This is a genomic window from Corynebacterium argentoratense (genome assembly GCF_021491455.1).
In the GTDB taxonomy this organism is placed as follows: Bacteria; Actinomycetota; Actinomycetes; order Mycobacteriales; family Mycobacteriaceae; genus Corynebacterium; species Corynebacterium argentoratense_A.
Window position 1 is genome coordinate 28773 of record NZ_JAKETN010000007.1, and the last position, 12982, is coordinate 41754.

Here is a 12982-nt window from a genome sequence, read left to right on the forward strand (position 1 = left end):
CATACCCTTGTCCGTGCCGCGATTCCCCCCGCTAAAGGGGTAAGTTGTCCTCAATCAAATCCAACAACTCATCCGCGTCGAGATCCACCCCGGTCCCAAACTGGGCAAGCAGCTCACCGTCCTTGTCGAACACCTCCGCAGACCCGTCGGCCAACGCGGCGTCATCAAGAGCAAAAAATCCACGCATCGAATAGTCATCCACCAGGGCGGACACGTCCCTACCCGGCGCGGTCACCAACACAACATGGCCAGCGTAAGAGGCCAAATCCACAGTGCTACGACGCTGCATGCTAAACCTCCAATCCAGTGGCCTGGTTGATAATCCACGCCCGCTCGAAACAATCCTGACGCCACGATTCGTAACGCCCCGACACCCCACCGTGGCCCGCTGCCATCTCCGTCTTCAACAAAAATTCGCCCGCCGTGGCGAGGTCACGAAGCTTCGCGATCCATTTGGCCGGCTCCACGTACAACACGCGCGTGTCGTTCAGGGATGTGGTCGCCAAAATATTGGGGTACGGCTTGGCCTCAATGTTTTCATAGGGCGCGTAGGTGGCCATGTAGTCGTAGACCTCCTTGCTGTGCAGCGGGTCGCCCCATTCCTCCCACTCCGCAACCGTCAGCGGCAGCTCGGGCATGAGCATCGAGGTCAAAGGATCGACGAAGGGCACATTCGCAGAGATCGCCTTGAAGCGGTCGCCGCCCATGTTCGCCACGGCACCCATCAGCAGCCCACCTGCAGAACCACCATCTGCCACCAATTGTTCACGGGTGGTGACGCCGCGTTCCAACAACGCATCAGCGACGTCAATGAAGTCCGTAAAGGTGTTGCGCTTTTTCATGATCTTGCCGTCGTCGTACCACAGGCGCCCCATCTCGCCGCCGCCACGCACGTGGGCGTAAGCGATGATCATCCCGCGGTCCAACATCGACAAACGTGCACAGGAAAAACTGGGATCCACGCAAGCCTCGTAGGAACCGTATCCGTAGAGCATCGTTGGTTGGGCAACCGAGACATCCAGGTCTGCACGCCGCACCAAGGACACCGGAATCTGGGCACCGTCGCGAGCACTCACCCACACGCGTTCGGCCAGGTAGTCAGCCGGATTGTATCCGCCCAGCACTTCCTGTTGCTTGAGCACGGTGCGCTGTCCGGTCGCGACGTCATAATTCATCACGCATGCGGGCGTAGTGAAGGAGCCGTACACCATGCGCAGCACGGGACTGTCCCACTCGGGGTTTTGGGCGAAGCCAACCGAATAGAGTTCCTCATCGAACTCGATCGGGGTAAAGCTGCCGATGTCTTCCACCCGCTCCGGCAGCTTCAAGAGGGCGACTTTGCCAACGCCGGATTCGCGGTAGCCCAAGATAGCTTGCTTTTTGAATGTGTCTACCCCCTGCAGGCGCACATCGGGGCGGTGTTCAACCAGCACTGTGAGCTGCTCGAGGTCGACCTGTGCAAAGGAGCCATCGACATCAAAGATGGGTGCCAGCCCAAGTTCACTGTTGGGGCCGTGCGCATTGTGGGTGACCATCCACCACCAAGTGTCGCGGATGTACACTTCGCTGACGTCGTATTCGACGCCCTCTTCGCGCGGCTTGACCACGCTAAACGTTCCGGTCGGGTCTGCGAAATCCAGCACGCGGGTTTCACTGGTCAGCTTGGACCCGGCGACGATGAACATGAACTTTTCACTTCGCGATGCCCCGACACCTATCCAGAAACGCTCATCGGGCTCCTCGTACACCAGCTGGTCTTCGCTCGCCGGCGTTCCAAGCACGTGGCGCCACACTTGGTAGGGGCGCCACGATTCATCACAGCGGGTGTAGAACAGATAGTTGTCACCCAACCAGTCGAAGTTACCGGTCATGCCGTCAATCGCATCAGGCAACAGCTCCCCGGTGTTCAGGTCTTTAATCCGCAAGTCGTAGCGTTCGTCGCCGCTGGTGTCGGTGGTATAAGCCATGTAGCGTCCGCCCTTGGCCACGGATGCCCCGCCGAGGGAGAAGAACTCGTGCTCTTTGGCTAATTCTTCGCGGTCCAGCAGCACCTCTTCGCCATCGATGGGCATATCTGCGCTCACCTCCGGCGGATTCCACTGGTCCTGCCACCGGGGGTCAAGGTCTGCGCGCACGCGGCAGGAACGGCCATAGGACTGGCCTTCGTCAATCCGGTCGTAGTACCAGAATTCTTCGACCCGAACCGGCACAGACATGTCTGTTTCCTGCACGCGGGATTTCAATTCTGTAAACAGGTTGTCTTGCAGGGTTGCAAGCTGCGCTGTTTTGAATTCCGTGTAGGCGTTTTCTGCCTCTAAGTATGCCTGCGTGTCAACGCTGTCTTTGTCACGCATCCACTCGTAATTGTCGACAAACTCGTAGTCGTGGGCGCGCCGAACGTGGGCTACTTTTTTAGCAACTGGGGCAGCTTTAGGGGCATTGTGATTCACGCTGCCCCATCCTAATCTAGGGTTTGATCCACTCGCCGAAGCTCTTGCCGGAAATCAGCTCGTAGGCTTCGATGTAGCGGGCACGGGTGGCCGCCACGACGTCCTCAGGCAGTGCTGGCGGCTCGGATTGCTTGTCCCACCCGGATTCTTCGCTGGTGAGCCAGTCGCGCACATATTGCTTATCAAAGCTGGGCTGCACCTTGCCGGGCGCGTAGCCTTCGGCTGGCCAGTAGCGGGAAGAATCAGGGGTGAGCACTTCGTCGCCCAACACCAGCATGTCGCCGTCGAGGCCGAACTCGAATTTTGTATCAGCAAGGATGACGCCGCGTTCAGCTGCGACGTCGGCGGCGGTGCTGTAGATCTCGAGCGTTGCGTCGCGGAGCTGTTCTGCCCGCTCTCGCCCGAGGTCGTGGACGACGCGATCGAAGGTGACATTTTCGTCATGGTCGCCGATCTCTGCCTTGGTGGCGGGGGTGAAGATCGGCTGGGGTAGCTTGGAGGCCTCCACGAGACCGTCGGGTAATTCCACGCCGCATACTGCGCCGGTGGCTGAATATTCTTTCATCCCGGAGCCGGTGAGGTAGCCGCGGGCAACGCACTCAAACGGAAGCATCTCAAGGGACTTGCACACCATGGCCCGGCCCAGGACTTCTTGCGGGATGCGGGGGTCGTCGGGGCCGCCGGCAACGTGGGTGGCGTAGCCGGTGCGTGCGGCAATCTCGTCGAAGAAGAAGAAGCTCATCGCCGTCAGGATCCGCCCCTTGTCTGGGATCGGGGTGGACAGGATGTAGTCGTAGGCGGAGATCCGGTCGCTGACGACCAGCAACACGTGATCGTCGTCGATCCGGTAAATATCGCGGACCTTGCCCGCGCTGACATGGGTGTAATCGGACAACTGCGGGCGAAGATTGCTCATGAAAAGCAGTTTAACCCTGCGCCCACACTCGTGCCACGTGAACCACCTGACCCGCCCCAATTCGGGGCACGTAGGCCTTGCTGACAGCCACACCAATTGACGCCAGGGATAGTTCGTCCTGGTAGCACAGTGACCATGCAACGTGCTCCGGGTGGAACTTCTTTTTGAAAAAGGCCAAAGACCTAAACCCGTAGAGGGGTTCGAGGTACTGGCCGACCCGGTCGAGTACGTTCAGCAGCACGTTCTCTTTGTTGTCCTGACTGTCCGGGCCACCATGGGCCAGGGGCGCACCCGATAGCGACACCCATGGCACTCCTGCCTCGTTGGCTGCCACGATAGCCTCGGCGATGAGGAACTCCACCACTGGTCGGAAACCTGAGGGGTCGCGGCGCATGAAGTCCAGCACCCAGCCGTCGATCTCGCCGTCACGGTAGGCGGGCAGCCAGCTGGTGACGCCGTGGACGCGCTCGTGTTCATCCAGCGCGACGAGCAGACGCACCTGCGGGTCTTGGAGCTCGTCGATACCGCCCAAGGTGAAGCCCATTTCTGGCAGCGCCTTGTCCGATACCCACTCTTCGCTCAACGCTACGATGCGTTCGCGCAAGGCGGGCCCGGCACTGTCCCACGTGAGCCATTCCGCCCGGATGCCTTCTTTTTCGGCCCGGTTTCTGGCGGTGCGAACATCTTGGAATTTCTTGCCTGTGAACTTCACTTCGCGGCAATCAACCACTGATTCCTGGGCCACCTGCACGCTGTGCCAACCCTGTTGTTCCAGGGCATCGCGGAACTCTGGTCGCACGGAATACCACGCCACAGTCCACCCGTTGTTTTGGGCGAATGCCTCAAACTGGCGGGCTAGCTCGTCCCTATCGCCTTGCGCACCGCACACGGGTTCACCCAAGGTCACGGCCACGTTGGCCGATAGCCGGTAGGCAACAAAACCGTCTGCATCGTCAGCAACCCAATAGTCGTTGCCGTCCCACAGCGTCATCCACGACAAGTGGTCACCGCCGCCGGACTGCAAAATGGTGCGCATGCGTTCGCGTTGAGCCTGGTCGGTTGGGTTCGGGTGGGCCACAAGCGCCATGTACAAAACAATTGATGACGCCGCCCAAAACAGCACGCAAGGCAAGACCAATGCATCCGCGTTATCGGTGACCGCTGGTGGCAGCACAACATCAACCACGTCGATGAAGCCCGCCCCAGCGGGGCTGAAAAATAGCTGCATGAGTAGCCACAGACCTACCGACAGGACTAGAACAACGCACTCCCGCCACAGCATGGTGATAAGCACCTGTCGGTGCATCGGGATCCTAAAGAGGTTCCTGCGCACGATCAGCACGATGCTGCCCACGAGCCACGGCAACAGCACACCGATGCCGCTGACTACCAGCGCAGGCGACCAACCATATTCACCGCCGACTGCCACGAAACCGACCAGTAGCAGCACGGTAGTTACCAACTGCACGCCCAAGGCCAGCCACCACGCAACGCGACGCCCACGGCTCAGCGCAGACAGCACCACAAACACCACAGCGAAAGGCGCCAGGTTCGCAAAAACAGCAACGTTATCCCACGTGATTGCGATGATCGCTGCCTTGGCCAGGGGCCCCGCGGCGTCATGGTTAAGGCCCACCAACAGCGGGCCCACAGCAATCGCCAGAAGAAGCATCGCCACCAAAATGCGGGACTCACGCAATGTAATCCGGGGGAAGGAAAAGGCTTTTACCCTGCCGTGCGCAAGCCACTGACCTGCAGCAACACCGACAATAACTGCAACCAAGCGGGAGAAATCAGCCAGCACACCGGTGTACATAAACAGCGTCAGGGTGATACCCACCAGCACCGCGCGCATACGCCGACGCCACAGCGCCGGCAACCACGCGCTCGCAACCGCGGCCGTGCCGAACAACCACACAGACGGCGTCAACAATACTTCGCGGTCGAGCTCCTCGCCCCACACGGGCGAAGCCTGGGCGACCAGGTATGCGAGCTCCATGCCAACCACGCCGGCCCACAGCTGCGTCAGCACAGCCACGCCAATGAACTTCCACGTGCCAAGGGTGCGCTCGGCCATGACTCCGAACAGCAGGATAGACACCGTGTTGAGCACTGTGGTCACACCATTGGATGCGGCAGCACCACTCAGGACAATCCTCAAGGGATTCCACTGCCCCAGCGGGACACCTATCGAAGTATTCAACCCGAGCACATAAAGCACCCAGATGGCTACCAGAGCCACCAAACACACCGGCTCCGTCGCCCAACTCCTGCGCAACGCTGTGACTGCACTTCGCGCAGTACGAGCCAAACCGGCTGCGCGCCCCGCCTTTTGTATAGCGTTCATCGACACGCGCCCTTCTACTGGAGGTTTTCTCTTTGGGCAAGGAAGTTCATGACTTCTCGGAAGGCCTCACGCCACGTCTGATAACTGTGCCCACCACCAACTGTCGCAAACGTAGTGTGCATGCCCGCCGCCTGGGCTAACTCGTTGAGATGCTTAAGCGCCTCAACCGAATCCTTATCCTCGCTACCGGCAATAAAGCGACCATCAATGTGGGCGTACGGGCTTGGCTGCCCCTGCGCCACCAACTGGGCAGCATGTTGAAGAAGGTGCTCGGGATTCACAGCCTGGAACGCGGCTTCATCCCCACCGAAAAACTGCTCCACGGTCTTGGCGTGGTCGCCGATGGTCGGCTCCGCCTGGCCAGAGAAATCCAAGAAGGTGCCGTAGGCCTCGGGTGCATTAGTGATCACCTGCAGCGCGCACGTTCCGCCGTAGCTCAAACCGCCGATCGTCCACCGGCTTTGGTCCGGGTTGACCCGGAACTTCGATTTGATCTGCGCAGGAACATCCACCGCCAGGTAAGTCTGAACCTTCGCTTTCGGGCCATCCACGCAGATGGGGTTCGCCGACAAGCTGCCTGTGGCATCGACACTGATCACGATGGGGGCAACACCCTTGTGCTCCGCCTGGTAGTCATCGAGCGTCTGCTCTGCACTACCGGCCCTAAACCACTGCATCGGGGTACCTGGATTACCGGCCATGAGCACCACAACAGGCAGGTCCTTATCGGGCTCTGCGAAGTACGCCGGCGGGAAATACGCCACCGCATCCCGGTGATTGAAGCCCGACACCGGCGCTTCAATATCCACCGTCACCAAGGCGCCGACCTCGCGACCGTGCAGCGTGGGCACGTCTTTCTGCTGCTTAAACTGCGTATAGTCCATCGCAACAGTTTTAGGTTCCGGCACTAGCGAACGCACTGTCGGAAACTGCTTGTACACAGTGTTGGACAAACCCCACGCAAACGCCACCGCAATCACAGCGATAATCACGCCGGTTTTGCGCCGCCCCGTCTGAACAATAGCGCTGAACAGCACAAATGCCGCCAGACCGCCGGAAACATAGATGAACCACGGGACCTCCTCGGGGAAGGGATCCCACCAGACTTCCATCACCAGACACACCAAAAAGGTGAACGCCACCGACACTGCCAAAGCGGCGAGTGTACGGTGACGAATCTTGGCGTGCTTGCGGTGATAGAGGGCGCGCGCTGTAAACATGACGCACAAGGTCAAGACAGCGATGATGACGACGCGCGCCGTGGTATCCGTAATCGAGGTTTCCCCGATCTGCAGCAGCTCGTTCATCCCGATCGGCCCTTAGAGAATATCGCCAGGTGTGTAGGCCGCAGCTTCTGGATGCTCATCAACCTTGGCCTGAATCCTAGCCAACACGCGATCCACCTGGGACTCTGCGGCCCCAACAAAGGCATGGCGATCAGCCAACGCGGCGTCCAGATCCTCCTTGCTCATCGGCAGACGCGGATCCGCAGCCAAACGCTCAATGAGATCCTGGCCGCCACCGTTTTCACGCATGTTCAACGCAACCGCAACGGCGTGCTCCTTGATAACCTCGTGGGCTTCCTCGCGTCCCACGCCCGCACGCACGGCAGCCATCAAAATACGGGTCGTAGCAAGGAAGGGCAGGTAGCGTTCAAGCTCGCGGGCAATCATCGCGGGGAATACACCGAACTCATCCAACACCGTCAGGAAGGTTTCAAACATTCCGTCGAGAGCGAAGAAGGCATCCGGCAAAGCCACGCGGCGAACCACCGAACAGAAAACATCGCCCTCGTTCCACTGCTGGCCCGACAAATCAGCAACCATCGTCAGGTAGCCGCGAAGAATAATCTGCAAACCACCGACGCGTTCGCAGGAACGAGCATTCATCTTGTGGGGCATAGCGGAAGAACCAACCTGGCCCTCCTTGAAGCCCTCCGTCACGGTCTCGTTACCAGCCATCAGGCGGATAGTGTGAGCCAAAGACGAAGGGCCGGCACCCAATTGGACTAGGGCTGACACGGCATCAAAATCCAAAGACCGCGGGTAGACCTGGCCGACGGAATCGAAAATTCGGTCAAAGCCCAGGTGCTCGGCAATGCGACGCTCCAAAGCATCGAGGTTGTTCTGGGATCCCGTCAGATCCAGCATGTCCTGGGCGGTACCCATCGGGCCCTTAATGCCACGCAAAGGGTAGCGGCCCAAAAGATCATCGGCTCGATCAATAGCAACCAGCAGCTCGTCGGCGGCAGAGGCGAAACGCTTACCCAAGGTGGTGGCCTGTGCGGCAACGTTGTGGGAACGGCCAGCCATCACCAGGCTACGGTTTTCCTCGGCGCGCACACCGATGCGGGCGGCGACCGCAATGGCCTTGTCTCGCATGAGCTCCAGGGAGCGGTAAATCTGCAGCTGCTCGACGTTTTCCGTCAAGTCACGGCTAGTCATGCCCTTGTGGATGTGCTCGTAGCCAGCCAAAGCATTGAACTCTTCAATCCGGGCCTTGACGTCGTGTCGGGTCACGCGTTCACGCGCCGCGATCGACTCCAAGTCGACTTCATCAATGTGGGCCTCGTAGGCGGCGATTGCTTCATCCGGAATGTCGATGCCCTGGTCCTTCTGGGCCTTCATCACGGCGATCCACAATTGGCGCTCCAGAACAATCTTGTGTTCGGGGCTCCACAGACGGACAAGTTCGTCGCTGGCGTATCGGCTGGCTAGTACGTTTTTCATGAATATTCCTCGGTGTTAAACAGATCGGGTTTAATGCTAGTTGATTTCAGATAGTTGGCCGCGAGGATATCCATCGCCGCGCCAAGTTCCTTGGTGTCGCCGCAAAAACTGATGCGAACGTAGCGGTGGCCATCAACCTCGTCGAAGTCGATGCCCGGCGCGATCGCGATGCGGAAGCGGTCCAAAAGCTCGTTGCACCACGCCTCGGAGTCATCGGTAAGCGATGAGACATCTACCCAGGCGTAGAAAGCGCCCTCGATGGGGGCGTGGGGCAGGGCACCTTCTAGTGCTGTGCTGAGTAGTTCGCGGTTGCGCGCGTAATGAGCGACGTGCGCTTGTGGTTCCTCGGAGTCGAAGGCCCCCAGCGCGGCGTATTGTGAAACTGCTGGCGCGCATAAAGCGAGGTTGCCTTGGATGTCGACGACCATGTCCCGCACGCTCGGCGGTAGGAGGAGCCACCCGACCCTCCAGCCGGTCATTGAATAGAACTTGGAAAAGGATCCAACGACCACCACGTTGTGCTCCACCGCATCTCCACGCATGCCCCACGCACTGGTGCAGGTGTGGTCGGTGTATTCCAAACCGTGGTAGATCTCGTCGGAAATAAGGATGACGCCGCGTTGCTGGCAGACGCGCGCAATCGCTTCCAGTTCATCCGACTCGATGATGGTTCCGGTGGGGTTGGCTGGGCTGGTGACAATGACCGCGGCTACCTCAGGGTGCTCTGCGAGCATGCCTTCCACCATTGGGGCGGTGGGCTGGAAGCGGGTGTCCATGCCGCAAGGCATCTCGACTACGCCGCATCCGATGCTGCGCAGCAGGTTGCGGTAGGCCGGGTATCCGGGCCGCGCCATCGCCACGGCGACCTGCCCGCCAGCAGAGGTCTCCCCCACGACGTCATTGTTGCGTACTTCCCGCGCTTTTAGGGCTTTGAGCGCCATAAATAGGGCAGTTAGCCCGCCGGAAGCCCCGGTGGTTACCACCACGTCATCAGCGGTGGATCCCGGGTAGTCTTCGGCGATGCGCTGGCGGAGTTGCGGGATACCTTCGATGGCTGTGTATCCCAGCGGCAGGCTGCCCATTGCCTCGCGTGCCGCATCTAGAGCCGTGCGAGGAGCTCCTGTTGGGGGCTGTCCCACGCACAAGACAATGTCTCTCGGCTGGTTAGCCCGGGAGACAAGATCCATCACGCGAAACTTCATCGGCTAGTCGCTCTCGCCGAATTTCTCGAGCTCGCGCACCGGCCCCGCGGCGATCACCAAATCACCCGGCTGCAACACTGTGCCGGGCTCTGGCAAAGAAAATACGCCCTCAGCCGGTTTGATCGCCACGATGCTCACCGGGCACTGCTCAATAGGCTTGCCGATCGTCGACACCGGCGGCGCCAACTTGACCATTGCGAAGTTACGCTCGAACTCAATGTATTCCTCAAGGCGGCCGGACATCAGGTGCGCAACGCGACGTCCGGTATCCCTTTCAGGCCGCACCACATGGTGCACGCCGATCTTGTTCAGGATCTTCGCGTGACTGTTGTTATCCGCTTTCGCCCACACGCTGGGAACCCCCAGGTCGATCACAGCGGAAGCAGTCAGAACAGACGCGCCCATGTCGGAGCCAATGGCGATCACGACGCGCTGAGCCTCGTGCACACTGAGTTGCTTGAGTGCCTCGATATTGGTGGTGTCAGCGGTCACCACGTGTGTGAGGACCTGCGCCGCAGCGGAAACAATGTTTTCGTCGGCGTCAACACCCAACACCTCCACACCGGAGTGCACGAGCTCCTCCCCCAAGGCCAAGCCGAAACGGCCCAAACCGAGAATGATCACCGGTGGGGTCTTGGAACCGCGAGAACTAAACATGTTAACCAATGAGGGGCCTTTCAACAGGGTAGGAGTACTGGCGACGTTGGGAACGCGCCGCCATAGCTGCCACCAGGGTGATGGGGCCGATACGTCCCGAGTACATAAGGACAGTGATCAGTAGTTTCGCGCTCACCGGCAAACTTCCGGTAATACCGGTGGACAATCCGACGGTTGCGAACGCCGAAATCACCTCGAACACAATTTGATGGGTGGAAAACTCCGGGGCAAGCAACTGCACCAGGCCGATAGCCACCACGACGATCGAACCCGCCAGCATGAACACAGCCAAAGCCTGACGCATGGTGCGGTTGGGGATGCGCCGCTCGGACAGCAGGGTGTATTCGTCACCACGGATTTCGCTCACCATCACCGCAAGCAGTACAGCAACAGTGGTGATCTTCACGCCACCTGCGGTACCACCAGAACCGCCACCGATGAACATCATGATGTCACTCAAAATCAATGTCGAGGGGTGGAAAGCACCCACATCAATGGCGTTAAAACCAGCGGTTCTTGTAGACACCGACTGGAAAATGGCGTTGGAGATTTTGCCGAGGATACTCAACCCGCTCAGGGCACCGTTCCACTCCAACACGGCAACGCCCAAGGCGCCGACGCTCCACAGAATCAGGGAGCCGGCAAGAACAAACTGCGTGGTCAGCGACAGCCGAGGCAGGTACTTAAACCCTTGGGTGCGGCGGCGCAAACGCAAGGTTAGCTCTAGCAGCACGGGGTAGCCCACGCCGCCGATCATGATGGAGCAGGCGATGGGGAACAGCAGCCCAATGTCGTTGACAAAGAGCACCAGGTTGTCGCTTTCCAGCGAGAAGCCCGCGTTGTTGAACGCAGAAATGGAGTGGAAGGTACCCTGCCAGATCGCGGAGCCCCAGTCGTAGCCGTAGCTGAGGTGGAACTTGGCGATGAGGAACGTCGCGATAACCCCCTCGACCGCAGCGGTGAAACTCAACGTTGCGACCAGCAGGGTTTTAACATCACCCAGTTGGTTGCCCCCGCGCCCCTCAGCCGATGCGTTGAGGCGGGACTTCACTCCGATCTGGCCGGCGATCACCCAGCTTGCGATGGTCGCGAGGGTCATGATGCCTAGACCACCCAGTTGGATGAGCATCATGATCACCGCTTGGCCAAAGTGGCTCCAGTAGGTTGCAGTGTCTACCACAATCAAACCCGTCAAACATACTGCTGACGTCGCGGTGAACAACGCGGTCACGAAATCCGCACTGCCGTCGGCGCGCGACATGGGCAATAGCAGCAGGGTGGTGCCGACAAGAACCAACAGTGCGAAGCTACCGGCAACCAGTTGCGCTGGCGAAAAACTATGTGAATCCTTCATGGGACTAGCTGGGGGCTAATTTGGAATAGTGATGCGGCCTTCGACAGCAGGCAGTGCAATGTCGGTGCGGTAGTGCCCGCCATCCAAGTTGATCTGTTCCAGGCGCTTGTAGGCGGCATCGCGGGCCTGCTCCAAAGTTGCCCCATGCGCCACGACGTTGAGTACTCGTCCGCCTGCGGACACCAACTCACCGTCCTCGCCCCGTGAGGTTCCTGCGTGCAGAACCACCGCGACGTCATCACTGTCTGCATTGTCTGTGTTTTCGGCACCGGTGATGATGCCGCCGGTGACAGGCTTTTCGGGATAGCCCGGGGCTCCAAGCACGACGGTAAGTGCGTAGCCTTCGCGCCAAGCCAAGGGCGGCAGGTCGGCGAGCTCACCGCGGGCGACTGCTGCGAGCACGTCATCGAGTGGGGTTTCGAGCATCATCAGCACGGCTTGGGTTTCTGGGTCGCCGAAACGGCAGTTGAATTCGATAACTGCGGGGCCTTCGCTACCCCACGCGAGGCCGGCGTAGAGCAAGCCTTGGTAGGGGTTTCCGCGGCGCACCATTTCGCGGGCGACCGGCACACATACTTCGTCGACGATGCGTTGCACACCGTCCGTGGGCAGCCACGGAAGCGGCGTGTATGCACCCATGCCACCGGTGTTGGGGCCTTCGTCGTTATCGCGCACGCGCTTGTGGTCCTGGGCGGGCAGCAGGGGCACCACGGTTTCGCCATCTACCAGGCAGAACAGTGACACTTCAGGACCGTCGAGGAAGCTTTCCAGCAACACGGGGTTGCCGGCCTTGTGCACGGCGTTGACGTGTGCGCGCGCCTCGTTAATGTTCGGGGTGACAACAACACCTTTACCGCCGGCCAGGCCATCGTCTTTGACGACCCACGTGGGGCCGAAGCGGTCGAGTGCTGCGTCGATTTCCTCTGGGGTGGAGCCTGCGGGGACTACTTCGGCGTGCGCGGTGCGAACCCCAGCTTCGGTCATGACGTCTTTGGCGAAGGCTTTAGAACCCTCGATTTGGGCGGCCGCCTGGGAGGGGCCGAACACCAGGAAACCCGCGTGGCGCAGCGCATCGGAGACACCGGCAACGAGCGGGATTTCCGGGCCGACGACGATCAGGTCGGGCTTGATGTCCTGCGCCAGCGCCACCATGTTTGCTTGGTCGTCCACTACCCCCTTGTGGAGGGTGGCGAGGTCAGCCATTCCGGCGTTTCCGGGCACCACGTGTAGCTCGTTGTGTGGGGCTTTCATACCAGTTAGGAGGGCGTGTTCGCGGGCTCCGGACCCGATGACGAGAATGCGCATGAGTTCCATCCTAGTATTGTCG

General features: G+C 60.0%; 10 protein-coding genes. All 10 read right to left on the reverse strand.

Annotated elements, in window-relative coordinates; genetic code table 11:
* Positions 1-31: 31 nt before the first annotated feature.
* The 10 genes from L1C91_RS08975 to purD all read right to left on the reverse strand — a co-directional run bounded on the left by L1C91_RS08975 (position 32) and on the right by purD (position 12960).
* A complete protein-coding gene (locus L1C91_RS08975; RefSeq protein WP_234858968.1) occupies positions 32-289 on the reverse strand; it encodes a hypothetical protein in 258 nt (85 codons plus the stop codon).
* A 1-nt stretch (position 290) separates the two neighbouring features.
* Positions 291-2450: a S9 family peptidase gene (locus L1C91_RS08980; protein ID WP_234858969.1), complete on the reverse strand. Its 2160-nt coding sequence runs from the start codon at positions 2448-2450 to the stop codon at positions 291-293.
* Between the two features lie 16 nt (positions 2451-2466).
* Positions 2467-3366, reverse strand: coding sequence for a phosphoribosylaminoimidazolesuccinocarboxamide synthase (locus L1C91_RS08985; RefSeq protein WP_234858970.1), 900 nt, complete (start codon positions 3364-3366; stop codon positions 2467-2469).
* Between the two features lie 10 nt (positions 3367-3376).
* Positions 3377-5713, reverse strand: a complete 2337-nt coding sequence (locus tag L1C91_RS08990; protein WP_234858971.1) for a bifunctional lysylphosphatidylglycerol flippase/synthetase MprF — start codon at positions 5711-5713, stop codon at positions 3377-3379.
* Between the two features lie 14 nt (positions 5714-5727).
* Positions 5728-7020 (reverse strand): alpha/beta hydrolase-fold protein, encoded by a 1293-nt coding sequence (locus L1C91_RS08995; RefSeq protein WP_234858972.1) that lies wholly within the window; start codon positions 7018-7020, stop codon positions 5728-5730.
* Between the two features lie 12 nt (positions 7021-7032).
* Complete coding sequence (gene purB / locus L1C91_RS09000) at positions 7033-8442, reverse strand: adenylosuccinate lyase (protein ID WP_234858973.1); 1410 nt, start codon at positions 8440-8442, stop codon at positions 7033-7035.
* Positions 8439-9581 (reverse strand): pyridoxal phosphate-dependent aminotransferase, encoded by a 1143-nt coding sequence (locus tag L1C91_RS09005; protein ID WP_419178737.1) that lies wholly within the window; start codon positions 9579-9581, stop codon positions 8439-8441. The genes purB and L1C91_RS09005 overlap by 4 nt, the downstream gene beginning before the upstream one ends.
* 66 nt (positions 9582-9647) lie before the next feature.
* The gene (locus tag L1C91_RS09010) at positions 9648-10301 is read right to left on the reverse strand and encodes a potassium channel family protein (protein WP_234858975.1); all 654 of its coding nucleotides are present in this window, start codon (positions 10299-10301) and stop codon (positions 9648-9650) included.
* Position 10302: 1 nt separating this feature from the next.
* Positions 10303-11655: a TrkH family potassium uptake protein gene (locus tag L1C91_RS09015; protein WP_234858976.1), complete on the reverse strand. Its 1353-nt coding sequence runs from the start codon at positions 11653-11655 to the stop codon at positions 10303-10305.
* Between the two features lie 15 nt (positions 11656-11670).
* Complete coding sequence (gene purD, locus L1C91_RS09020; protein WP_234858977.1) at positions 11671-12960, reverse strand: phosphoribosylamine--glycine ligase; 1290 nt, start codon at positions 12958-12960, stop codon at positions 11671-11673.
* Between the last annotated feature and the right edge of the window lie 22 nt (positions 12961-12982).